Source organism: Paenibacillus odorifer, assembly GCF_000758725.1.
GTDB lineage: Bacteria > Bacillota > Bacilli > Paenibacillales > Paenibacillaceae > Paenibacillus_AQ > Paenibacillus_AQ odorifer.
In genome coordinates, this window is the sequence record NZ_CP009428.1 from 3,298,382 (window position 1) to 3,323,581 (window position 25,200).

The 25,200-nt window shown below is 42.4% G+C and carries 22 protein-coding genes; 17 read left to right on the top strand and 5 right to left on the bottom strand.

Annotated elements, in window-relative coordinates; all coding sequences use genetic code 11:
* Positions 1–79 precede the first annotated feature (79 nt).
* Positions 80–526, bottom strand: coding sequence for an OsmC family protein (locus PODO_RS14345; protein ID WP_036677906.1), 447 nt, complete (start codon positions 524–526; stop codon positions 80–82).
* A 190-nt stretch (positions 527–716) separates the two neighbouring features.
* Between PODO_RS14345 and PODO_RS14350 the strand changes: the two genes are divergently transcribed.
* The 11 genes from PODO_RS14350 (at position 717) to PODO_RS14400 (ending at position 13,224) form a co-directional block, all read left to right on the top strand.
* The gene (locus tag PODO_RS14350; protein ID WP_174890055.1) at positions 717–1,352 is read left to right on the top strand and encodes a formylglycine-generating enzyme family protein; all 636 of its coding nucleotides are present in this window, start codon (positions 717–719) and stop codon (positions 1,350–1,352) included.
* 41 nt (positions 1,353–1,393) lie between these two features.
* Positions 1,394–1,735 (top strand): hypothetical protein, encoded by a 342-nt coding sequence (locus PODO_RS14355; protein WP_052097028.1) that lies wholly within the window; start codon positions 1,394–1,396, stop codon positions 1,733–1,735.
* Positions 1,736–1,955: 220 nt separating this feature from the next.
* On the top strand, positions 1,956–3,311 hold the full coding sequence (locus tag PODO_RS14360; protein ID WP_038570948.1) for an ABC transporter substrate-binding protein: 1,356 nt from the start codon (positions 1,956–1,958) through the stop codon (positions 3,309–3,311).
* A gap of 58 nt (positions 3,312–3,369) precedes the next feature.
* Positions 3,370–4,269, top strand: coding sequence for a carbohydrate ABC transporter permease (locus tag PODO_RS14365; protein WP_038570951.1), 900 nt, complete (start codon positions 3,370–3,372; stop codon positions 4,267–4,269).
* Positions 4,269–5,108 carry a carbohydrate ABC transporter permease gene (locus PODO_RS14370; protein ID WP_038570954.1) on the top strand — a complete coding sequence of 280 codons (840 nt, stop codon included), beginning with the start codon at positions 4,269–4,271 and terminating at the stop codon, positions 5,106–5,108. The genes PODO_RS14365 and PODO_RS14370 overlap by 1 nt, the downstream gene beginning before the upstream one ends.
* 104 nt (positions 5,109–5,212) lie before the next feature.
* Positions 5,213–6,979 carry a cache domain-containing sensor histidine kinase gene (locus tag PODO_RS14375; RefSeq protein ID WP_038570956.1) on the top strand — a complete coding sequence of 589 codons (1,767 nt, stop codon included), beginning with the start codon at positions 5,213–5,215 and terminating at the stop codon, positions 6,977–6,979.
* Positions 6,969–8,573: a response regulator gene (locus PODO_RS14380; protein ID WP_038570959.1), complete on the top strand. Its 1,605-nt coding sequence runs from the start codon at positions 6,969–6,971 to the stop codon at positions 8,571–8,573. Before PODO_RS14375 ends, PODO_RS14380 begins: the two co-directional genes overlap by 11 nt.
* A 203-nt stretch (positions 8,574–8,776) precedes the next feature.
* Complete coding sequence (locus PODO_RS14385; protein WP_052097030.1) at positions 8,777–9,142, top strand: hypothetical protein; 366 nt, start codon at positions 8,777–8,779, stop codon at positions 9,140–9,142.
* Complete coding sequence (locus tag PODO_RS14390; RefSeq protein WP_038570966.1) at positions 9,129–9,614, top strand: nitroreductase family protein; 486 nt, start codon at positions 9,129–9,131, stop codon at positions 9,612–9,614. Before PODO_RS14385 ends, PODO_RS14390 begins: the two co-directional genes overlap by 14 nt.
* An 18-nt stretch (positions 9,615–9,632) precedes the next feature.
* Positions 9,633–11,372, top strand: a complete 1,740-nt coding sequence (locus tag PODO_RS14395) for an ABC transporter ATP-binding protein (RefSeq protein ID WP_038570969.1) — start codon at positions 9,633–9,635, stop codon at positions 11,370–11,372.
* Complete coding sequence (locus tag PODO_RS14400; protein WP_080742495.1) at positions 11,359–13,224, top strand: ABC transporter ATP-binding protein; 1,866 nt, start codon at positions 11,359–11,361, stop codon at positions 13,222–13,224. The genes PODO_RS14395 and PODO_RS14400 overlap by 14 nt, the downstream gene beginning before the upstream one ends.
* 208 nt (positions 13,225–13,432) lie before the next feature.
* On the opposite strand, the gene PODO_RS14405 is transcribed toward PODO_RS14400, so the two are convergent.
* A complete protein-coding gene (locus PODO_RS14405; protein WP_038570972.1) occupies positions 13,433–14,008 on the bottom strand; it encodes a TetR/AcrR family transcriptional regulator in 576 nt (191 codons plus the stop codon).
* A gap of 168 nt (positions 14,009–14,176) precedes the next feature.
* Between PODO_RS14405 and PODO_RS14410 the strand changes: the two genes are divergently transcribed.
* Positions 14,177–14,923, top strand: a complete 747-nt coding sequence (locus tag PODO_RS14410) for an SDR family oxidoreductase (RefSeq protein ID WP_038570975.1) — start codon at positions 14,177–14,179, stop codon at positions 14,921–14,923.
* Positions 14,924–14,970: 47 nt separating this feature from the next.
* Entirely contained in the window at positions 14,971–15,537 is a 567-nt protein-coding gene (locus PODO_RS14415; protein ID WP_052097032.1) for a dihydrofolate reductase family protein, read from the top strand.
* A 76-nt stretch (positions 15,538–15,613) separates the two neighbouring features.
* Here the strand turns inward: PODO_RS14415 and PODO_RS14420 are convergent, their stop codons facing one another.
* Both PODO_RS14420 and PODO_RS14425 read right to left on the bottom strand, forming a co-directional pair.
* Positions 15,614–16,744, bottom strand: coding sequence for a glycosyltransferase family 61 protein (locus tag PODO_RS14420; protein ID WP_080742496.1), 1,131 nt, complete (start codon positions 16,742–16,744; stop codon positions 15,614–15,616).
* Positions 16,745–17,457: 713 nt separating this feature from the next.
* Positions 17,458–18,321, bottom strand: coding sequence for a helix-turn-helix domain-containing protein (locus PODO_RS14425; protein WP_038570981.1), 864 nt, complete (start codon positions 18,319–18,321; stop codon positions 17,458–17,460).
* Positions 18,322–18,464: 143 nt separating this feature from the next.
* Between PODO_RS14425 and PODO_RS14430 the strand changes: the two genes are divergently transcribed.
* Positions 18,465–20,156 (top strand): glycoside hydrolase family 43 protein, encoded by a 1,692-nt coding sequence (locus PODO_RS14430; RefSeq protein ID WP_425311685.1) that lies wholly within the window; start codon positions 18,465–18,467, stop codon positions 20,154–20,156.
* A gap of 247 nt (positions 20,157–20,403) precedes the next feature.
* Here the strand turns inward: PODO_RS14430 and PODO_RS14435 are convergent, their stop codons facing one another.
* Positions 20,404–21,312, bottom strand: coding sequence for an AraC family transcriptional regulator (locus PODO_RS14435; RefSeq protein WP_038570984.1), 909 nt, complete (start codon positions 21,310–21,312; stop codon positions 20,404–20,406).
* A gap of 156 nt (positions 21,313–21,468) precedes the next feature.
* Between PODO_RS14435 and PODO_RS14440 the strand changes: the two genes are divergently transcribed.
* The 3 genes from PODO_RS14440 to PODO_RS14450 all read left to right on the top strand — a co-directional run bounded on the left by PODO_RS14440 (position 21,469) and on the right by PODO_RS14450 (position 25,099).
* Entirely contained in the window at positions 21,469–21,855 is a 387-nt protein-coding gene (locus PODO_RS14440; protein WP_244886485.1) for an NAD(P)H-binding protein, read from the top strand.
* A gap of 157 nt (positions 21,856–22,012) precedes the next feature.
* A complete protein-coding gene (locus PODO_RS14445; RefSeq protein ID WP_038570987.1) occupies positions 22,013–22,996 on the top strand; it encodes an aldo/keto reductase in 984 nt (327 codons plus the stop codon).
* Positions 22,997–23,284: 288 nt separating this feature from the next.
* The gene (locus PODO_RS14450) at positions 23,285–25,099 is read left to right on the top strand and encodes a hypothetical protein (RefSeq protein ID WP_143767718.1); all 1,815 of its coding nucleotides are present in this window, start codon (positions 23,285–23,287) and stop codon (positions 25,097–25,099) included.
* The last annotated feature ends 101 nt before the right edge of the window (positions 25,100–25,200 follow it).

Genomic DNA, 25,200 nt, shown 5'->3' on the forward strand with positions numbered 1-25,200 from the left:
AAGTCGGAGAACAGGTCATGAAAAGAGCTGCTTAGTCGCTTTTACGCAACTTTGCAGCTCTCTTAGCATTATAAAACGGTTAATTTTCAATCACAATACGATGTAGCTTGAGATTAACCGGAGCAGCAATGGTGTCACCTACAGGGCATTTACTCTCCAGAAATTGTACGAACTGTTCGACCTTCTCAGCAGGGGATGGAGTCTTTATGTAGAATGTATACCGAATATCGGAATAGCCAGGACGTACTTCAGAGCGGTTGAAGAATCCGTCGAGATCCAAGTCACCTTCCACATCTACTCTGAAATCTTCAAGCTCCACCTCAAATTTAGAGGCGTAGACCCGAGCTACAATGGATTGGCAGGCACCCAAAGAAGCGAGCAAAGCTTCAACAGGATTCATTCCTGTATCCGTACCCCCTAGACTTGTCGGTTCGTCGATGACCAGCTCGAATTGTCTTACATTAGTAACGACCCTAACGCCGTCTTGCAAATGAGCAGTTGCTTTGAAAGTTTGAACATTTGGCATGTGTTTACACTCCTTCTTCTGGATAAACCAAGTATGATTTAATGTTTCTTATTGTTTGTAATCCTGAGTAATTAACTAGGAAATGTATAGATTATAGTTCTATTCTGTATACCCGTCAATACATGATTAAAATAATAGATAGGAGGCAGCTAGAGTGTCAATCGAAATTGAGAGCTATTTGGACTATCCTATGGTTGCAATTCCAGGGGGAGAAATAGAATTAAGAGACGATCGGATAAAGCGTAGATGGAAAGCAGAAATCAAACCGTTTCTTCTTGCACCTTATCCTGTAACTGTGGATCTATACAATGCTATAATTAATAACTCATCTCATGGAGATCTAAAACCGGTTGTGAATATTTCATGGTTTGAAGCCATCTCTTTTTGCAATCTGCTTTCCCAGAAAGCTGGATTTATAGAAGCTTATACTATAGGTGAAGATGGTAAACTCATTACTTGGGATAAGGAAACAAACGGATATCGACTTTCAACAGAAGCAGAGTGGCAATATGCATGTAAAGCAGGAACTTCCGGTTATCAATATGGAGAACTGGATAAAATTGCTTGGTATAATGAAAATTCAGGTGGCGAACTCCACGAAATAGGACAAAAGGAACCCAATGCTTGGGGACTTTATGATATGTTAGGAAATGTATGGGAATGGTGCTGGGATTTATATGATGAACAAGTGTATGGCTCCTATCGAATTTTTCGGGGAGGCAGCTGGGCAGAAGAGGACAGAGGATGTGGAGCCACATGCCGCCGTCGTAGTCATCCAACATTTAGCGTAGATGATCTTGGCTTCCGTCTTGCCCGGTCTTATTAATGGGCCATACATTTGTAATCAGAGTTAGAGGAGGAAATAACATGCGCGAAGGACACATAGAAAAGCACAGTTATAACGAGCATCGAGAATACGGAGAGCATGGAGAAATGAATATAAATGGAGTCAAGGAGGGTTCGGAGCATCCTCACAAAAGCGCTCAGACCTTTCGTCGTGCTAGGGCTATCGCATTTTTGGACAAGCTAATGATTAATCGTTCGGCGTTGCAGCAGCAGCTAAAAGAGTCAGAGGTTGAAACGACAAAACAAGTCATTAGTGGTGAACTAAAAGCTACGGAAGCGATCATCGATGAGTTCATACATATGTTTCAGATTCATGAGATAACTTCTGATAAAAGAGAAAACTTTAATTTGGATAGAACCTAAGCCACTCAGCTATATAGAGGTGTTTATGCCCTAGGTTTTGATATGAATGAAAAAAGAAGACTTCTGAAGAAATCAGAGGTCTTCTTTATGTGTAGTTAATAAAGAAAAATGTCTAATGTAAAGAGAATACATCATAAAGTAAAACGCTTTCATGTTCACTTGATAAATTGATTTATATAATTAGTCCTGTAAGCAATATAAAAATGGGGGGCGAAAAAGAATGAAAAAAGTCAACAAAAAAAGGATGAACCTAACTCTAACAGTGTTGATGGCTATGTCCATGCTTATCACTGCTTGTGGTGGGAACAACGGGAATAACGTGAATTCCGAGGCTAATGCAAACGCAGGCAATACGGGAAAAACAACTGCGGCGGAAGAGAAGCTCAAGATTACCATGTGGTCTCAATTCGCGGATCCAAATTCTAAAGATGGTGGGTTTGTTGGTTTTTATAAAGCACTTGAGGCAACCAAGGCTAAATTCCCTAATGTAGAAATCGAGCATGTAGGTGTTGGGGGCGAATCTTATAAAACAAAAGTGAAAGCGGCTTCAGCAGCCAATGAACTGCCCGACATTTTTTACACCTGGGGTGGCGGATTCTCTGAGCCATTTATAGCGGGGAACCGGATTCTGTCCATTGATGATCTCGCAAAAGATGGAACGCTGGACCAAATCGTACCAGGTACGACAGACAATTTCGTCTTCGATAGCAAGCTTTACGGTCTGCCGATCAATATAGCTACTGCTCAAATGTACGTTAATAAAGAACTATTTGAGCAAGCAGGAGCAAAAATTCCGGAAACATGGGATGAGCTTGTTGCTGCGATTGAAGCACTAAAAGCAAAAGGTATTCAGCCGATTGCACTTGGGGCTAAAGACAGATGGCCAGCCATGCAATGGAACGCGATTCTAGCCATCCGGATGGCAGGCGTGGATGCTGTAAATGCCGCTTTAACGAAAACAGGATCATTCGACACACCTGAATTCACAGAAGCTGCTGCGAAATACAAACAATTGATTGATGCGGACTCCTTCGGCAAACATTTTGTTGGAACTTCTTATGATGACGCGACAAATATGTTCCTATCAGGCAAAGCAGCTATGATGTTCATGGGTGCTTGGGTCAACGGACAGATTGAAGATGATAACTCTCTGGTCAAAGGTAAAGTGGTACCGATTAAATTCCCAACCATTCCAGGGGGGAAAGGAAATGCTGACGAGTGGTTCGGAGGTTCGGGTGAAACATTCGTGCTCAATGCCGATCTGAAAAACAAGGAAAGAATATGGGAAGTATACAAGTTCTTTATTGAGACCATGTCTAAAGAAGTATTTCTGGCTGGTTCAGGCTCCTCAGCATGGAAAGTTGATGTAGGTGACACTTCTCAAATGAATCCACTGGCTCTGCAAATTGGTGAATTGTCTTCTTCAGCAACAGGTTTCTCCTACTGGTGGGATCAAATGCTGAATGGTAATGACACTGAATCTATGTTCGGCTCGCTGATGAAATTCGTTGCCGGAAAAACAACACCTGAAGACTACACGAAAGAATTACAGAGCAAGGTCAATCAAGGACAATAATCTGCGTCAGGCGGCGAGAATTGTTCGCCGCCTGATCGATTTAAAGGTGGAGTGAAGCATGCATCAAGTATTCGGAAACAAAAAGGCTATCGCCGTATTTGTTGTTCCTGCTTTGATTTTATACATTCTTGTTGGTTTTTTCCCGATCCTTCAGTCCATGTATTACAGTCTGCTGGACTGGGATGGGATTCAACCGGCTAAATTTATCGGTTTAGCTTCTTATAAGGATTTATTTTTTACAGATACGTACGGCATGGATTTTAATCATTCGATACTTAATACGTTGTATCTGGCAGTTCTTTCTGTTTTCATGCAACTTCCGATAGCTCTGGTGCTCGCTCTGGTTCTTGCCAGAGGGGTCTGGGGTGAAAAGCTGTATCGTACTTTGTATTTCATTCCAGTCTTGGTATCCTCCTCTGTCATCGGCGTTATGTTTCTGAAAATCTATCAGCCTGAATATGGCTTGCTGAATACGATACTCAATCAACTAGGCTTGTCCTCCTGGACACATGATTGGTTAACGGAAAGCGGAACAGCACTAATAAGTGTTATGATTCCAATCGTTTGGCAATATATCGGCTACCATATGCTTCTAATGTACGCTGCCATCAAAGGGATACCTGAAGATTTGTACGAGGCTGCAAAAATTGACGGAGCATCAAGTATAAGAACCGCCTTCTCTATTACCATTCCACTTATCTCACCGATCCTGAAGGTATGCGTCATATTTGCTGTTTTGGGATCATTAAAGTTTTTCGATTTAGTCTTCATTATGACCAATGGCTACCCTACACCGGAAACTAGTGTTCCAAGTACATTGATGTATTCATCGATTTTTAATCGCAATATGTATGGGTACGGCAGTGCGATGGCCGTGTTTATGGTTGTGGAATGTCTCTTTTTCTACTTAGTTCTACAAAAACTGATCAGAACCTACGATGATAAGGAGGAGAGCTAATGACAACAACACATAACCGCCGCTGGCCAAAGGTTGTTTTGCAGCTTGCGTTTCTAATCTTCGCCGTTATTCAATTGTATCCGCTCGTGTGGCTTGTATTTTCATCCTTTAAAACAAACTTAGAAATTACAGGCTCAAATGTGATGGGCTTGCCTAATGAGTGGCGGTGGGCGAATTACGACTACGCACTTTTTAAGGCGAATATCGCACGTAACTTTTTGAACAGCCTTATGTATACAACGGTAACTGTCATTATTTCTGCTCTGTTATCGGCAATGGTTTCTTTTGCTGTCGCAAGAATGAAGTGGAAGCTTAATAATGTGGTGCTTACTTTCTTTATGCTGGGATTGATGATCCCCGTACATGCTACGCTGCTACCTGTCTTTCAGATGTTAAAAATGACAAGTTTGCTGAATACACCGTGGGCTTTAATCATTCCTTATACCGTTAGTGCACTTCCTACTACAATCTTTATCATGATTGGTTTTTTTAGAGCGCTGCCAGGGGAGTTGGAAGAAGCCAGCGTTGTAGACGGCTGCAATATTTATCAGGTTTTTTTCCGTATTATGCTTCCGCTTGTAAAGCCGGCTATCGTAACCACTTCCATCTTTACTTTTTTATCCGCTTGGAACGAACTGATGTTTGCTAATACGTTCATTAATGATCCTGACTTAGCAACAATTACCGTCGCCATCAATTCGTTTAAAAGTGCCTATGCCACAGAATTCGGACCTATGTTCGCAGGAATGGTTGTGGCTACACTACCCATGATCATTATCTACTTGTTCCTAAGTAACCAAGTCCAAAAAAGCATTATTGCCGGGGCAGTTAAGGGCTAAAGCAATGGGATAGGAATCCTTCGAAAAATGCTATACTAGTTTCGTATTGAAGTAGCTATAAATAAAAGTCCGTATTCGCTTAATTGTCGGCCAGGAGGTTACCGATGAGGTTTGCACGTATCCGATCACAAATCGTTTTTTACTACTTGGCTTTATTAGTGGTTTCCATGATTGCAAGCGGTATTATGTACCAACGAATCAATGAGAAATTCACCGAGGAAAAGGTAGGTGAGGTATCGCTTCAAACCTTAAACGCCATGAATTCCGGAATCGAATCACTTCTTGACAGCACGAATAATTATTCCAAGATGATCGTGTCGAACAACACAGTTCAGGAAATTTTGGGCAGTGATCTGGCGGGTAACGACATCGGGATTTTAACTTACAAGCTAGAGGTGGCTCTGTCAGATTTTATGCTCGCAGAGCCCTCTATCTCTTCTGTTTATCTATTCGATAATGCAGGACGTAAGTTTGCGATTGATTTGCAGTCTGCAAAACCGATCAGAACGGATGGGATCGAGTCAGCGGAATGGTACTCCGAGGCGGTCGCCTTGGACGGAAAAGCAATTTGGAGGAAAAATGCCGGAGGTATCTTCAATTTTGAGACGAAGGAACCCCAGCAGGATCCACAATATATTTCTCTGATTCGCATCGTAAACGACATGAACACTTCCAAGAAAATAGGAGTATTAGTCGTGAACATTACCGTTCAGGAGCTGAAAAAAAGCTATGAACGTTCGATCAACGATAATAAACCTGATTTAATGATCGAAACTGGATATGAGACACTCCTTGATTTTACAAGGCCTGAATTATCGACTTATACAAACTCTTCTATGCTTGATGTGCCGCTCGGCAGTAGCAAAATCGTAAAGATCAAAGATCATAATTATCTGATCTCTTCTCTGGTTTCAATGGATCGTGGTTGGAAGTTTACTAGCGCTCAGCCTCTGGGGGAATGGGAAAGCCCCTATCGTCAATTTAATCTAATGCTGTTAATGATTATGTTGTTTAATTTCATTTCTATATTTTTAGGTTCCGTCTGGATTTCTAGATTCATTACAACACCTATTTTACATATGCTGCGATCCATGAAAAAAGTGGAGATTGGAGAGTTCAGTTTGGTTCGGTACGAGGCAAGAACTGATGAACTGAACCAGTTGAAAGATAGGTATAACAATATGATTATGACCATTGAGCAAGCGCTGAAGCGGGAGAAAGAAGAACAGAAATTGATTCGGAAACTCGAATTGGATATTTTGCAGCAGCAAATTAAACCACATTTTTTATATAACACGTTAGAATCAGCTGGCTATTTAACTTTGTCAGGAAATAATAATGAGGCGTACCAGATTATTTCTGAGCTTGCAGCCTTCTATCGTCAGAGTCTTAGTAAGGGCAGTGATGTAGTAACGTTAAGAGAAGAAGTAGAGATCACTAAAAGTTATTTGAGTATACAAAATATTCGCTATCCAGAAATTTTCACCAGTGAAATTGAGGTGCCGGAAGAAGCTGAGTATGTTCGGATACCCAAATTGACGCTTCAGCCGCTTGTAGAAAATGCGCTTTATCATGGTATTCGCCCTTTAGGGGAGTGTGGTAAGATTCGCATCCTTGCCCGAATTCAGGGGAATCGACTGAAGCTAGTCGTGGAAGATGATGGTGTGGGGATGAATGAAGACAAACGTCGGGAAATGCAAGCTGAGCCCTATGGGCAAAATGAGTCCAGTTTTGGGTTGCGCGGTACTTTGATGCGTCTGAAGCTGTACTATGGGGCGGACATGAATTGTAGTTTGGTCAGTGCACCGGGAGAAGGAACTCGGATTGAATTGGAACTACCGCTTGAGGAGGGGAATAGTCATGGAGCTTGAACTGCTCAGAGCCATTATTGTGGATGATGAAATTAATGCGAGAAAAATTGTTCCCATTATTATAGATTGGCAAGCGGTTGGTTACAGATTCGTAGGTGAGGCCTCGAATGGAAGCGAAGCGTTAGATTTGATCGAAACGATGAAACCGGATGTAGTATTTACAGATATCAGTATGCCTTTTATGGATGGGCTGGAATTAAGCCGGTTGATAAAAGAAAGGTATCCGCTAGTCAAAATTGTGATCATCACTGCACATCCCGAATTCGAATATGCAAAAAGAAGTCTGGACATTGGAGTACAAAATTTTATCTTGAAGCCGCTTCAAGCCGAGGAAGTACGAAGAGTTGCGGTAGATCTTCATGGGAAAATCCGGGAAGAGACAGAGCGGTGGAACGAATATCAGGAGCTGAATCGACAGTTAAAAGAAAATGCCGTTCAACTAAAAGAAAAATTTCTAAATGATTTGCTATCAGGCCTCTGGGACCCCGATCAGCTGGACAGCCGGTTCTATTACTTTTTTCCTGACTCAGAGAGCAGCCTGTTTTCAATCATGCTCATTGAACTTCAAATCTCCTTAGAAGAAGGGGAGGAACAACGAATCCTGCAGTCTTTGCGTTGTAAGAGGTTTATTGATTACGCGCTTGAAGAGTATGAGGGAATCGAAGTTTTTTTTGATAACAGTCAACGAATAGTCCTTCTCAATAGAAAAGATAATCAGAATCTTACGAAGATTGGAGAGTGGCTGGCCCAATCGCTCCATGAAAAGCTTGAATGTAAAGCTTCCATTGGCGTAGGGAGTACCTGCAAGGATTTCAATAGGATCAAAGAATCCTATAAAGAGGCGCTGGAGGCAGTTAGATATGGTAAGTTAAAGGGCAGTAACGCTATCTATTTTTTTAATGAAGAAATTCATTTCGGAGGCCGATCCTGGGAAGTTAAGACGAATGAAATTGAGGAGATTTTGTTTTTTGTAAAAGCTGGTGTCTTAGACAAGGCTATGCAATCCATCGAGAAATTGTTTCAGGATTTGGAGAAGTCCAAAGCTTTTTCTGTGGAACGAGCTAGGTTGGTTTCCGCCCAATTTGTCTCCACATTAATCAATTCACTCGCTGAAATGGGAGTTATACTAGATAATAATCTTTCATTCGATATTTCGCCATATAAAAGGATTTTTGAGCTCGATAGCCTGCCAGACATGCAACAGACATTGCTAGAACTCACAGAGAAGGTAACCTCTCAAGTAACCCGGGCACGAAGTAAAAAAACCAATAATATTATCCATGAAGTTAAAGATTTTATTCAACAGGAGATGCACATTCCGGAGATGTCTTTATCCTATGTATCGAATAAATTCCACATGAATTCCAGTTACTTTAGCCGGATCTTTAAGCAGGACATAGGGATTAGCTTTACGGATTATCTTCTCAAGTGCAGAATGGAAAAAGCGGTGAAGCTTCTGAATGAAACGGATTGGAAAGCTTATCAAATTGCTGAAAAGGTAGGCATTAAAGATCCATTTTACTTCAGTAACTGTTTTAAAAAAGTAATGGGAGTATCCGTTCAGGAGTATAAGAAAAATAGTTTTTCCCTATAAATCACTCCGTTGAATTTGATAATTTTTCTCTTTAAGCCCGCACTTTATGCGGGTTTTTATTGTTTTTTCAGATATAAAATGAGCAATTATGATGTTACAAAATGGAAAAATGATCTTGACAGAAATGGATTCTATCGTATACATTTGTATACATGAAGAACGCGTATACAAATGTATACACTACTGCAAAAGGAGGAAATAAAATGCGTGAAGGACATATCGGCAAACGTGGCGGTCATAGGGAGCATGGAGAACACAGAGATCGAGGCTTTATGAAACATGGGATGACAGAACCGATGGATCAACATCCTAAAAGTGCTCAAACTTTTCGCCGTGGCAGAGCCATCGCTTTTTTAGATAAGCTTATGGTTAACCGGGCTACATTACAGCGGCAGTTAAATCAGCCTGAGCTTGAATCGATTAAACAAGTGGTTAGCGGTGAATTAAAAGCAACGGAAGCGATCATTGAAGAGTTTAAACAAATCTTTCAGATTCATGAGATCGCTCCAGAAGATACAACATCAAATGTAAAAAAAGAGGAGAGTAAAGAAAAAGATGAAAATAACTGAGCTCATTAAAACCCGTAGAAGTATAAAACAATTCAAACAGACTCCAATAGGTGAAGAGGAGTTACATTCATGGCTGGAGGCTGCAAGTTACGCTCCTAATCATCGTATGACCGAACCTTGGGAGCTTCTTTTCATCGGATCCAATACTAGAGCGAAATTAAAACATAAGACGGATTTTGGCAACGCACCTGTTGTTTTTGCAGTTCTGTCTAAGCCTGCCGCAACTGCGTTTGAACGCGATGAGAATGTTATGGCTGCTGCTTGTTTCGTACAAAATTTCCTATTAGCTGCACATGAAGCAGGTGTAGGTACGTATTGGGCTTCGCTGGGGGCTTTGCCTCATAATCGTGAGATTCTTAATGTTCAAGAAAATTACGATGTTATTGGGATATTTGGAATGGGTTATCCGGAGGAAATGCCGAATGCGAAACCCAGAACACCGATTAGTTCTAAAATCACGTATTTATCTTAAACAATTGAAGGTGGCGGAATGTGGAAGCTTAAGCATTATTTGAGGCCATATTGGGTGTGGTGTGTGTTGGCACCATTGCTGATGCTGGTCGAAGTGACTATGGATTTACTGCAGCCCACGCTCATGGCGAGCATTGTGGATAAGGGTGTTATGACAAAAGATTTGTCTCATATTTTCTCGACCGGACTGATTATGCTTGGTGTAGCGTTTATCGGTCTAATTGGTGGGGTGGGCTGCACTATTTTTTCGAGTATTGCTTCTCAAAACTTCGGTAATGATTTGCGGATTAGCTTGTTTGAACATATTCAGAAATTTTCTAACAAGAACCTGGATCAATTGAAGACGGGCTCACTGATTACGCGATTAACAAATGATGTGGTGCAGCTGCAAACCTTTGTGCAAATGATTTTGCGGAGTATTCGATCTCCATTGCTATTAGTCGGAAGCTTGGTGATGGCCATCCGGATTAGTCCTATGCTGACCCTCATCCTAGCCGTTGCCGTGCCACTCTTGAGTTTAATATTGTATGGGTTAATCCGACTTTCTTTTCCTTTGTTTCAAAAAATGCAGGTCAAATTAGACGGTGTGAACACAGTGTTGCAGGAAAATTTATCCGGCATCCGTGTAGTCAAAGCATTCGTCCGCGCTAATCATGAACAGAAACGCTTTAATACAGCTAACAAGGATTATACAGAAATTGCGATAAAAGCGGTACGGTTAATGTCATTAAATATGCCGCTAATGATGCTTGTACTCAATGCCAGTATTGTTGCTGTACTATGGTTTGGGGGAGTGCAAAGCTGGAACGGTGGGCTGCCAGTTGGTCAGCTGATCGCTTTTATTAACTATATAACCCAATTGTTGATGTCAATGCTGATGTTAAGCAATATGTTGACCTTCTTCTCACGAGCCAAGGTTTCTGCCGATCGGGAGAATGAAGTATTTTCCACCATTAGTGAGATTACAGAAGTTGCCAACGCTAAAAAAGATGCCATACACAACGGTCGGATCGTATTTGACAATGTATCTTTTGCTTATGATCCTACGGATGAAAATCTAGTGTTAGACGGTATTAATTTCACTGCGGAGCCAGGAGAAACAGTGGCCATTCTTGGTGCCACCGGTACTGGTAAATCATCATTGGTCAGCCTTATTCCCCGGTTTTACGAAGTGTCCTCTGGCGCAATCACAATTGACGGCTCCGACACTCGTATGATTGCTCTGGAAGATTTGCGCAGCAGAATCGGATATGTTATGCAGCAGGCTATTCTGTTCAGCGGTACTATCCGCGATAATATCCGATATGGCAGATCGGATGCCACAGATGAGGATGTGGAAGAAGCAGCAATAGCCGCTGAAGCTCACAATTTCATTTTAGAACTTCCACAGGGTTACGATACAGAGCTCGGCCAGCGTGGCATTAACCTGTCCGGTGGGCAAAAGCAGCGGCTTTCGATTGCACGGGCACTTTTAATTCAGCCAACAATCCTCATTATGGATGACAGCACTAGTGCGCTCGATGCAGCGACAGAGTCACGAATCCGGCAGATGTTAAAAACACGGCTGCGCAGCAGCACGAATATTTTGATAGCTCAGCGTGTCACCTCTGTAATTGACGCTGATCGCATTCTGGTATTAGAAAACGGCCGAATTGCTGTACAAGGTACACATGAGGGGCTGATGAACAGCAGTGAAATATACAGAGATATTTGGAGATCACAGATGAAGGGAGAGGAGGTGCCTTATGTCAAAGCTTAATAACGGCATGAACACCACTCCTTTTAATCGATCAGGCGGATTCGGACCGGGACCTGGATCTGGACAGGGATCTGGTCCCGGACGCGGCGGAGCTGTGCCGATCGTACGCGCTAAGAATCAAGCGGGCACACTCAAACGCATCTGGACTTATTTGAACCGCCAGCGGTTCGGGTTAATCATTGTATATGTATTTACTGTGTTGAATGCAATCCTTTCGTTGATTGGGCCTTATCTAATCGGTAAAGCCATTGACACTGCCGTAATTCCCCACGATTATCAGGGTCTAATTCGCTTTTGTCTACTCCTAATTGGTATTTATGGGCTAAGCAGTGTGGTTGCTTGGGTGCAAGCCTATGTTATGACATCCGTTTCACAAAATACCGTATTCGAGCTGCGTCGTGATTTGTTCAGCAAATATCAACAGCTACCGATCAAGTTTTTTGACACGCAAGCTAACGGAGAACTAATGAGCCGGGCAACCAACGACATAGAGAGCGTATCCAGTACACTTAATCAGAGTGTGACCCAGTTATTAAACAGTTTGATCACATTAAGCGGTTCACTAGTGATCATGTTAATGATGAACGTTCCGTTGACCGTAGTTTCACTGATAACGATCCCTCTTGTGTTATTGTCCAGCCGTAAAATCATAGGTTTAAGTCGAACTTATTTTAAAAATCAGCAACGCCATTTAGGTGAGTTGGGTGGATTTATCGAAGAAACCATCAGCGGACAAAAAGTGGTCAAACAATACAGCAGGGAAGAGACAGAAGTGAAACGGTTCCGCAAAATCAGCGGAGAGTTGAATAAAGTCGGCGTTAAGGCACAAATTGTTTCCGGATTAGTGGGACCGGTTATGAACATGATTAATAACCTTGGATTTGCAATCATTGCCGGGGTGGGTGGCTGGATGGCTTTTCATAACATGGCTACGGTTGGCGTAATCGTTAGCTTCCTTACGTATTCCAAACAGTTCGGACGACCGATCTCCGATCTTGCTAACCAGTACAATCTAATTCAGTCGGCAATTGCTGGTGCGGAGCGTGTGTTTGAAGTTATGGATATGCCATCCGAATACGGTGACGGTGATGAACAAAGTGACGATCTGCCGAGGTTAAAAGGGAATGTTGTTTTCAAAGACGTTTCATTTGCTTACAAGCCGGATTCACCAATTCTGAGTGGGGTTACGTTTGAAGCAAAACCCGGAGAGAAAATTGCGCTTGTCGGCCCAACGGGTGCTGGGAAAACGACCATTGTGAACTTGCTGATCAGATTCTATGATTTGAGCGGCGGCTCCATATTCATTGATGGGCGCGACATTGGAGAGCTGGATAAAAACGCACTTCGTAGTCAATTGGGAATGGTATTGCAAGACGCGCATGTATTCTCGGGAACGATTCGGGAAAATATTCGTTTTGGCCGTCTTGATGCGACAGACCAAGAGGTAGAGGAAGCGGCAAGATTGGCCAATGCAGATGCCTTTATCAATAGACTTCCACATGGATATGAGACCATTCTCCATGCGGAAGGCAGTAATTTGAGCCACGGCCAGCGCCAGCTTTTAACGATTGCCCGCGCCATTCTAGCTGATCCAGCTATTTTGATCCTAGATGAGGCAACCAGCAGTGTGGATACGCGTACGGAAATGCATATTCAACAGGCGATGGAAAAGCTAATGAAGGGACGAACAAGCTTTGTGATCGCCCATAGGCTTAGTACCATCCAGGATGCTGATCGTATACTCGTTATTCAGGGTGGCGGAATTGCCGAGCAAGGCAGTCATAAAGAGCTTCTTGCGCTGCAAGGTGTTTATTACGAGCTGTACAATACCCAGTTCAAACGAGCGATTTAAAAGAATCTTTACTTGAACCGATAACATTTGTAAGTAGATGCTTTTATCGGACTCATCTGACCTTAAAGGCGAGATTTTCTGATTTTCAGAATGTTAAAGGACCCCACTGCAGCTATTGGGGTGAAGGAATAGCATCCCAGGGTCCGAAGTCCTTAAAAAGATGTGTAATCTATTGCGTAATTAATGCCCGATAAAAAAGAGCGACGATTCACCTATTATAGGAGAATCGCCGCTCTTTTAATAAATTCCTCTCTAATAACGTTCCGAGTTGTTCAGCCAAGACTTGATGTGCTACAGGTCTTTCATTCTTGAACCACCATTCCACTACCCCTGCATAAGCCGATGCAACAAAACTAATAATAACCTCTTCATTTAACCCTTGGTTTATTCCTGCGGTGACATTTACTTCATGCCGAAACTCATCGAGAAGAAAGCTTAAGAAACGATTTCGAAAATAAGGAGCACCTTTACTCGCTAACATCATAGAGAAGAAAGAATAATTTTTATCGAAGTATTCCGTCCAGATCAACGTTGCCTCGATAAAATCCAATTCAGACGCCGATTCACAAAGTGCTCTTAGGACCTCTATATGTTCTTCGATAAGTTTATCTAACAAATCATATTTATCCAGATAATGAAGGTAGATCGTTCCCCGGCTTACATTTGCTGTGTCGGAGAGATCCTGTATGGTAATGTCGTCAAAATTTTTCTTAGTCATCAGTTCAATGACGGCCTTTTTAAGCGCATCTTGAGATTTGAGTATTCTTCTATCCACTTTAGACATTCGAGGTTCACCTTACTTTCTAAAAATAATAAACACATTTATAGGATCTGTTTAGTATTGAACAAAACAGACTCATCGTACAATTGAATGTATTCTGTAACTGTTTATAATAATAGATTGTAGTCTATTAATAAATCAATATACGATATCGAAAGGGTGTTTTTTCACATGCCAAATATCAAAGATAAAGTCGTAATTATTACAGGTGCTTCTAGTGGGATTGGGGAAGCCGCCGCGAAAGAACTAGCCTCTAAAGGTGCTAAGCTTGTTCTAGCCGCTCGTCGTGAGGAACGTCTTCAAAAGCTTCAAGGAGAAATTGAACAAAGTGGTGGAACAGCCATCTACAAAGTGACAGATGTGACTTCCCAAGCACAAATGGAAGAACTGGCTGCTTATGCACTTAAAGAGTTTGGCAAAATTGATGTATTAGTTAATAATGCGGGAATCATGCCACAAGCTTTTCTTTTTAAGAAAAAGGTGGATGAATGGGATCAAATGATTGACGTAAATATCAAAGGGGTTTTATATGCGATTGCAGCTGTTCTCCCATCAATGAGAGAGCAAAAATCTGGTCATATTATTAACTTATCATCGGTTGCTGGCCATAACATTTACCCAGGGGGTACAGTATATTGTGGCACCAAGCATGCGGTTAGAGCAATTTCTGAAGGGCTTCGTCAAGAAGAAGCGATGAGTGGAACCAATATTCGTGTTACCAATGTTTCTCCAGGAGCCGTCAGCAGCGAATTGTTAGATACTACCTCAGATGCAGAGTCAAAAGCTGGCTTGAATGAATTTTACAAAATAGCCATTGATGCAGACAGCATCGCTCGTGCCATCACATTTGCCATTGAGCAACCTTCAGATTTGGCTATCAATGAAATGATTATTCGCCCAACAGTTCAAGTAGGTTAAAAGGGGATCGTTATGGATGTAAAGCTTGGATATGTGGCAGGATTACCATGGAGGAAAATTTTACGTTAGGCAATAAATTAGAATTAGAGCAGAGTAACACTTCAAGCATTCCTAGAACAGAATTTATCGCTCAAAATGATGCCTCAACATATGCAGTAGCTGTAGATCCCTCGGGAAAACTGGGCTGGACCAAAAACTACATTTCAGAAGGAAGTCACAATAGAACAGAGCATCATATCATTGAAGTGCTTACAGAACAGGTATCTGATGCTTATCTAGCTTATCTGAAAAATCTAGGAATCTCATATATATTCGGTGGAAAAGAACGATTGAATTTTTCTGTAGTCGTGAGAAAGCTGAAACAATTATTCTCAATCGATGAATTGATGCTGGAGGGTGGGGGCGTTTTAAACGGCTCTTTCCTGAACGAAAACTTAATTGATGAGTTAAGCTTGGTTATTGTTCCCATCGTAGATGGTGCCTCTAATTCTGTGACCATATTTGAAATGGATGCATCTATGAAACAACAGACCCCAGCAAATTTCAGCTTAAAAAGTGTAGAAAAACTTGCGGATGATGGGCTATGGTTGAAGTATGTAACACGGCGTGATTAAATCTATGTTTCTTAAAAAGCGCAAAGCAAAATATGCTTTGCGCTTTTTGAATTCGAGAAAGTAGTAAGCAAGCTTCTCATTCGAAGCCTGCCAGATGCATCGTTTGTTTCAGACGATCTACGTTCACATAGATGTCCTCCAGTCCTGGAAAACGAATCGCAGGATCTGCTACACCTTGCCCGTACACCATATAATATTCGAGATTATTATGGTTGCTGATCATCCAATAGGTTGGAACAACATGCTGGGCATGGAAAATTTCAATGACCTGTGTTCCAGGCTGGCAAAAAGCCAAATTAGCGAGTCCAGCACCATGTGGACCTACAATTACTTTTGCTGAGGCGAATAATTGGATTTGCTGGGCAACCGTCCAGTCCTCTAGACAAATCGGTACGATATTAAATTTCTCTAGGCAGCGGATGACATCATCTTCATTAACCAACCTTCTTGAGCTTGCTTTTTTTCGTGAGATATAAATTCGTTCTGGAGTGACTAGTGTTGTTTCTCTATGCGGTAACAAAAATCTCCGCAGTGTATCCGTGGTCCAAGGAGGATAATGTGAATTCATCATTAAGGAAGGGACAAGTAGCTGGTCAGCCTGAACATATGCTTCTGAATTCGTCCGGATCACCAATGACTCGGATATCCCAAGCATGGCCCACGTTTGTTCCACAAAGGGTCCATACGGATTTGGATTCATGATAATAGTGGAGTAAGTGATTCCGCTCGATTGAAGCATCGCTAATCTAGGAAGCACATCATACATCCAATGAAAATAGTTATGGGCTCCGCAAAATGTTAACACCGCCGCGGTCCCGGCAAAATGTTGAAGCTGAGGATCGTTCCACCGGTGAAACACAGGGTGCTCATCTGCTTCAAGCATCCTGTATTGTTCGGCATCATATTCTTGGGAAAGATCAAAGATCAATTTCCCTTCTGGTGTTAGAAGGGCACCAGATTCTCCCCATACCTTCCCTCTGGAAATGGTGGCTACGTATCCGCCAAAGGGCTCTAAACAATAAGGTGTTAGTGCTGGAGCAATACTCGTTTCAATGCTTTTGGGCGCTCTGAACTCAGCCGCCCGTCCGAAGTCAAAAGGAACGACACTCCCAGCTTCCTTTGTACTGTTTTCGTTGTGGGAAGTAAAGTCCCAGATGCTTTGGTAATATCCTTGGGGTGGTACCCCTTGTGCAGAAAATAACATCATGTCACCTCATATTCCCAAGTAGAAGCGCAGAAACCTTATTAAGCTATTTTATGAAATGAAGATTCTTTGGACACAGGCTTACTCGGAAAGAGGCGTATGAACAAGAAGACTTACGTGAGACTGAGCAGAAACAACTCATCGCACAGAAACAGATCAGATCCAAAAATCTAAATATATGCGTTAACCTATGAAGAAATTGCGTTTCTGGAAAAGACATATGTTCCATTGTTGGTATGAATTAACTTATTAACTAATAAGCGACGAGCACGCTAACGCTGAATAGATAGCCGATGGATGCGATGTGTACCAACGTTTAACTGCATTTCGTACAACTATATTCCTTCAAATCACTCAGCTCGGGGATATAAGTGTACTTCGTACATCTATTTCCTTGATTTTCTACCCAATAGGTGGATTTGATCGTTTTTAGTTGTATAGAATGCAGTTAAAGTATGAAGGTTCTTTTTGCGTACGGAATAAGTGTATAGAATGCAGTTATCTCCCAGATTCGATTAAGACACAGAACTAAGAGAATACGGAGAGGGCATTCCGATCGGTTACATTCCAAGGTTTGCTATAAGCGATATGCGGACCATTAGTTTGTTTATATTCACTTGCCCATAATCTGATCAGGTAAGCTGGTTAATCCAAAAACACCAGACAGTAATTTTCCAACAATAGGAGAATCGCTGCCTGGTGTTCTTTTTTTACCCTCAAAGCTTGTTCCTATAGACCTTGGGTGACATCCCATAGATTTTAGTGAATTGGCGGGTAAAATAATTGCTATCACTAAATCCGCATTCATGTGAGATTTGGGTGATACTGAGGTTAGAATGCTTTAATAGTCCGCAAGCCCGTTCCAGACGTAAACGATGAAGATAAGCGATCGGGGTTGTCTGATAGTAGGAGCGAAAGATCCGGTTTAAGTGTCTGACTGAAATGTCCGAATGTTTGGCGATCTGATCCAGTGTTAAGGGCTCAAGATAACGATCTTCCATATATGAGAGTGCATTCGCCAAATGCATCAGATGGTTCCCTTGAATCCCTTTTTCCTGTTGGTCATAATGTCTGGACAAATAGACAACCAGTTCCATAAACTTGGAGCCCAGCATGGTCTGATAACCCTGTAGCTTGTTGTGATATTCTTCAATCATGCCCGCTATGAGAAAAGAGACATACTCCAGGTTAGGAATCGGCAAGCTGAGTTTGCTTGTGTAGGAATGTTTATGACGATACAGGGGTTCCAACACAAATAATGCTTGAAAGCCGTTGGATGTCCGCAAATCTGGCCCAGCTGTCGATAGCATTTCAGGCTGAAACATAATATTGCAGATCTTGAAATCCTGAGGATCTTTAAAAGCATGCGGGGTCGAACCATTAATTACAAACACATTTCCCTTTTTGATAAAAGACTCCTCAGTATTAACAATATGTGTAGCTGTGCCACTCAATACAATTACGAGCTCTGAAAAGTCCGCATGTCTATGTAGATCGGTGTCTTCGTCGTGATAGCCGTATTGAATAAAAAATGGAAATTGACGATCAGATGTAAACCATTTTAAATAAAATTCACTCAACTCGTTACCCTCCAAAAGCTTGTCTAGATGAATGTCTATATCATGCTATTTTAGGACCGAATAATCAAGGCTTTCTATCCAGCTGAAGCAGTATAATCCTTGACATAGGTTTCAGTGATTAAGATAGAGAAGGAGAATACTACATGAAATATAACAATCCGATTATCCCGGGGTTTTATCCAGATCCAAGCATTTGCAGAGTAGACGAGGATTATTATCTGGTAAACAGTTCATTTGCCTATTCTCCGGGAATACCTATTTGGCACAGCAAGGATTTGGTGCATTGGAAGCAGCTTGGGTATTGTTTGACTCGTGAGAATCAGCTTCAATTTGATGAATCAGTGGTTTCCGGAGGTGTGTGGGCGCCGACTCTTCGTTATTATAACGGACGTTTTTATATGGTTACGACAAATCAGGATAGCGGAGGTCATTTCTACGTTTGGGCGGATGACCCTGCAGGCGAATGGTCGGATCCACTTTATGTGGAGCAGGAAGGTATTGATCCCTCCTTGTTTTTTGATGATGGAAAGGTTTATTTCACAAGCACAGGCTCCGAGCAAGGAATGGGGATCTACCAATGTGAGATTGATATTGAAACGGGTCAAAAGCTTAGCGATACACGCTTGATCTGGACTGGTAGCGGAGGGAAATTCCCGGAGGGTCCACATCTTTACAAAATAAACGATTACTATTATTTGATGTGTGCAGAAGGTGGGACAGAATATGGACATATGGAGACTATTGCAAGAAGTAAATCGCCATATGGGCCTTATGAATCGTCTCCTCACAATCCGATTTTGACTCATCGAAGTTCAGATTACCCCATTCAAGCTACAGGACATGCCGATTTAGTTGAAGCACAGGATGGTAGCTGGTGGGCGGTATTTCTGGGGATTCGACCAGTAGGTTATCCTTACCGTTATCATCTTGGCAGAGAGACATATTTGGCTCCGGTTCAGTGGACGGAGGAGGGTTGGCCAATGATTGGGGATAACGGAGTGGTTGGATTAGAAATGGAAGCTGACCTGCCTTCACCAATGCCGTGGGAAGAAGAGCCTGAAACCGACGATTTTAATCAATCTGACCTAAGAATGAGCTGGAATTTCATTCGTAATGCTAATAAGGTGGATTGGTCATTGCAGGAACGGGGAGGGTGGCTAGCTTTACGTGGATCAGATGTGAGATTAAATGAGAAGGGAACGCCTGCTTTTATTGGCTGTAGACAGCGGCATTTGAATTGTGAAATTACCACCAAAATGGAATTTAGCCCTCTTGATGGTGACGAAGCTGGTCTTGTAGTTTTTATGGATCAGAAGTATCACTACGCAATTGGACTAACGCAGATGGAAGGTAAAAATGTTATTGCGCTGCGCAGACAGGTAGGGAGCATTAGTGATGTGGCATATTCTTCGGCTTTAGAAGGTACAGGGGTAGATTTGAGAATCCAGGCATCACCTGAAAAATATATGTTTTACTATCGAGGTGTGGATCAAATATGGCATCAGCTTGGCGAAGCCGAGACACACTTGATTTCTACTGAAGTCCAGGAGGATTTACTGGAGTATTTTTCGGTATGTATAGCTACTCTCCTAATCAAACAACTGCTTATTATGATTGGTTTAGCTATCAAAAGAAATAAAAAGCGGTCGGCTACGTGTTCGTCAGAAAAAGCAGTGTTAGCTTGTGGAAAACACAAAGCAGTGATTCTCCAAGTATGGATGAATCGCTGCTTTGTGTTTTTTGGTTGTCGTTGGTTGTTTGCCTCAGCTTGTATTTATAAACCTCTTGGGCTTAAGGACTCAGAGGACGTTATTTGCGTATTTATCCCTTTTTGAGCTTAGTTTCGGACCCCATTGCAGCTATTACTTCGAAAGCGATTCAGATTGAGCGTTTTTTGAGCCAATAGCAGCTATGCGGTCCTTTAGCATCCCAAATGTGAGATATTACTGCGTTTAAGGTCCTCTGGGTCCGATAGTAATAAGCTCATTAGCGATAAACCCGATAGAATCAGCGTGTGCGCAAAGGTTACCTATACATGTTGGTGTTTAGCGGATAGTTCCATATTATGAATGAAGCACGCTTTTATCCAATGAGCATATCTTCCTTCAAACGCTTGATGTCTGCTCTAGGTGGTGAACCGAACATCCGTGAATATTCGCGGCTGAATTGTGATGCACTTTCATAGCCAACGCGAAACGCGACATCCGCTGCATCCGCTGATTCAGATAATAAAAGGCGGCGAGCTTCCTGTAAGCGCAGATGCTTTTGAAACTGTATAGGACTCATAGCAGTTACCTCTTTGAAGTGTCTATGGAACGAAGAAATGCTCATACTGGCTGTTTCAGCAAGCTCTTCAATGCGCAAAGGTTTATCACATTTCTCGATAATCTGTTCGATGGCCTCCCGAATGCGGTAGGTGCTGCTACCTTCCATCGCAATTTGAGCGAGTGTAACTCCATATGGTCCCTGCAGAAGCCGGTATAGAATTTCATCAGTATAAATCGGAGCCAAAAACGGAATGTCCTTGGGATCATCCAGCAAACGTACCAATCTCAGGATCGCATCCAATAGTGATAACTCTATCTGCCCGACATACATAGCTCGCTTAGCATTTTCTTTCGGAGCGAGTTTAAATTCGGAATCATTTAGTACCTTCAATATCTGACTCTGCGTAAATTCTAGCTTAAAGCTTAAATAGGGTGCATTGGGAGAAGCTTTTATAATCTGACCGATAACCGGTAAATTCATTGATGATATTAGATAATTTGCGGGACCATACTCAAAACGGTCCTTGGCCAGTATGATCTCCTTTGTTCCTTGCGCAATGAAACATAAAGAAGGTTTGTATACTCTGTATACTGGCTCAGTCACGTTGGAGTTACGAATCACAAACAATGAGGGGATAGCGGTCTCATATACTCCATCCTGGCACGAATGATGTTCGATCAATCTGGCGAGTTCTTCTTTCCGCTCTAGTAATTCTTTAGACATGTGCTCCTCCTAATGTTTTATTCTTACTCAATTATAAAGTAAAAGCATCTTTTGTGTTAGTGCTAGTGAGAGGAATAGGCAATCATTTAAGATAATTGAGATAACGGTGTCAACTTCATACATCGCATAATTAGAACTAAGAAAGGGGTTTTGAAATTGAGCAATGTTTTGATCTTAGGCGCTAACGGTGGAATTGCTCGTCATGCGATTGATTTATTCTTGAACGAAACCGATGCTCAGTTAACTCTATATCTTCGCAACTCGGACAGATTAAGCTATATAACATCCAGCCGTGCTCGAGTAGTTGAAGGGGACGTTATGGATAGTGAGCAATTAAAAGAAGCGATGATCGGGCAAGATGTTGTTTATGCCAATCTGGCTGGTAATTTGGAAGGAATGTCTAGATCTATCGTAGAGGCAATGAATACAACTGGTCTTAAACGTTTGATTTTTATAAGCTCAATGGGCATTTACGATGAAGTTCCCGGAGAGAAGTACAGCAGTATATTGGATCCATATCGAAAATCAGTAGAAATCATTTGACTACGAAACAACTCAGAAAGGTGAACCTTTTAAAGGGAGAGAAGTGTCGCGAAAAAGTGTGGCTGCGTTAGTTGTTAAATTGGCCGAATCACCAGATATGGAAATTTGCCGCAGTTTAGGAGTTAACAAACCCAAAATCTAAAGGAGGCACAAGCTAATGGAATATATAAAACTTGGACGTACTGGTTTGGACGTATCTAGAATTTGTCTTGGCTGTATGAGTTACGGAGTACCTGAACGTGGAATGGCTCCGTGGTCGCTGAATGAGGAGCAGAGCAGACCTTTTATTAAAAGAGCACTGGAGCTTGGGATCAACTTCTTTGATACGGCTAATGTATACTCTGACGGAACTAGCGAAGAAATTGTCGGACGTGCCTTAAAAGAATTCTCTCGCCGGGATGAGGTAGTCATTGCGACAAAGGTGTTTTTCCGGATGCATCAGGGACCAAATGGGGCAGGACTTTCACGCAAAGCGATTATGACCGAAATAGACAACAGTCTAAGACGGCTGGGCACGGATTATGTGGACCTATACCAGATTCATCGTTGGGATAATGACACTCCTATCGAAGAGACCATGGAGGCACTCCATGACGTAGTAAAGGCAGGGAAAGTTAGATATATAGGAGCGTCCTCTATGTATGCATGGCAGTTCTTGCAGGCGCAGCATGTTGCTGAGCGAAATGGTTGGACTAAATTTGTCTCTATGCAAAATTACTTGAATCTACTCTACAGGGAAGAAGAACGGGAAATGTTGCCTCTTTGCCGGGAAGAAGGAATCGGTGTGATCCCATGGAGTCCGCTTGCTAAAGGCCGACTAACCCGTGATTGGAATGAACAAACAGCTCGTTCAGAGATAGACGAAGTCGGAAAGGCATTTTATGCAAAAATGGCTGAAGCTGACCGCAAGGTTGTTGAGGTAGTTGCCGAAATTGCGGCTAAGCGGGGGATTCCACGTGCACAAGTAGCGCTTGCTTGGGTTCTGCAAAAAAAGCCAGTAACATCGCCTATCATTGGTGCAACCAAACCTAATCATCTGGAGGACGCCGTTGCAGCGTTATTAGTGACGCTGGAGCCAAGTGATATAGCGAGACTAGAAGAGCCTTATGTGCCACACCCAGTTATAGGAAATCTAAGCTAGATAAAAAAGCGTGATGCCCTTTGGGATCGCGCCTTTTTTTATCTAAGTTAACTTTCATCTCTTATTTAGTGCCTTTAGAATCTTATCTTTAGTTTGGCTTAATCGTTGCTCAGCATCATGCGGGTGCAAGGGTTTGCTTAAATAGGTGAATAAGAAAACACATTCCAATCAATAAAAATGACATGTTAATTCTTCTTTAGCCAAGGTAATATGTATCCGACATGTGAGAGTGAATATAGAAAAGGAGGTGAACTCTTTATTATTAATTCCACGTTAAAGCATACGCACATGACTACTGAAATTGGTCAACCAGCTATCCTCAAGCCTAGGGAGGGTTATCCGACGGTTTCCTTCACATCGTGTGTTGACGGAAGGGTTGCCGGTGAATTGATTTTTGATAGAACGAAGCTGGTTGATAGTTTGCCTGAGACTCCTATGGTCAAAGACTCGTTAATGGAATGGACACCGTTAGGCACGGCAGAACAACTGGGTACTTATGAACTGCGAATGACCCTCAAGCAGGACGGAAAAGCTCCTCAGTATGACTCATATTATTTTACCGTGCTGGATCCAAAGAGCATCCCCGCGGGACAGAGCCCAATTGCTTTCCTTGGTAACGATGGAATGATGATGTATATCGGTGATTATCGAGGTAATCGGATCTTAGATTTTTCCAATGCGGGTTATAGGGGTGGCGGTGTTGAAATCCCGAATATCCCCGTTAAGTCGACCGTTCTACCCTTAGACGGAGACGCGACGGAACGTATTCAGGTTGCGATTGACCAGTTGGCCAAGCTCCCGCTCGATAAGAACGGATTCCGCGGAGCGATCCTGTTGAAAAAAGGCAGATATGAAATCGGAGGCACGTTATTCATTAAAGCAAGCGGGATCGTCCTTCGCGGCGAAGGTCAGGACAAAGAGGGCACAATTATCTATGGTACCGGAGCGAAACCACGAAATTTAATTGAAATTGGTGAAAATGCAGATCTTATGCTGGACAGCAACTCGAAACGGATGATTTCAGATTTGTATGTACCCTCAGGCTCGTGCACTTTCCATGTAGAAGACGGGAATGCTTATCGTGTAGGCGATCAGATCATAGTCCGCAGAATAGGTGATAAAAACTGGATTCACGAAATTGGCATGGATAACATATATAAGCGCCCGGGTGGAACCGTAACCCAATGGTCACCGTTCAATCTGGATTTTGACCGAGTCATCACTGCTATTGTAGGTAATGCGATTACGGTCGATGCCCCACTAGCGAATGCTATCGAACTTCAGTGGGGCGGCGGAGAGATCTATAAATATACAGACCATGCCCGCATTCAGCAGGTGGGGGTAGAGAATATGAGGGTAGAGTCCGATTTTGACCCGAGCATTATAGATATTAAGATGGATAACGATACAACGGATCCTTATTATGCGGACGAAAAGCATGCTGAGCGTTTTGTCGTATTCAACAGTGTGAAGAATGGCTGGGTTCGAGATGTGACGGGTTACCATCTGTCCTATTCTCTCGTTCAAATGAAGCGTTATTCCAAATGGATTACGGTTCAGGATTGTCAAATGTACGATATGATCAGTATGGTTACTGGGGGTCGCCGTTATGTCATACATCAGATGGGCCAGCTAAATCTCGCTCAACGTATTTATACAGAAACGGCGCGGCATGCTTTCACCGTCGATAGCTGGGTACCGGGGCCAAATGTATTTCTGGATGGGGAAGCTGTTAACAATTATAACACCAGTGAGCCTCATCATCGCTGGTCAGTCGGAGGCCTGTTCGATAATATCAAAGCTCCCATCTCTATTCGGGATAGGGCGTGGTTAGGCAGCGGACATGGCTGGGCAGGCGCGAATTATGTAACCTGGAATACGCAAGGAGAACTCACTTTACAGCGGCCACCAACCGCTCAAAACTACGCCATTGGCCATGTTGGTAGCAAGGTACCCGGACTGGTTCCTAACGATTATGATCCCCGGCCCCGTGAAGATGGATATTGGTGCAGTTGCGGTCAACATGTCGTCATTAATAGTCTCTACAAGCAGCAGCTGATGGAACGTTTAGGTCGAAATGCGCTCAGTAATATAAAAAAATAATTTACAGTAGGGTGCGGAATCTTCCGCATCCTTTTTAGTTTGGATCATAAAAAAACACAACCCCTAACAATCTATGCCATGGAGAGACATCAGAATCAAGA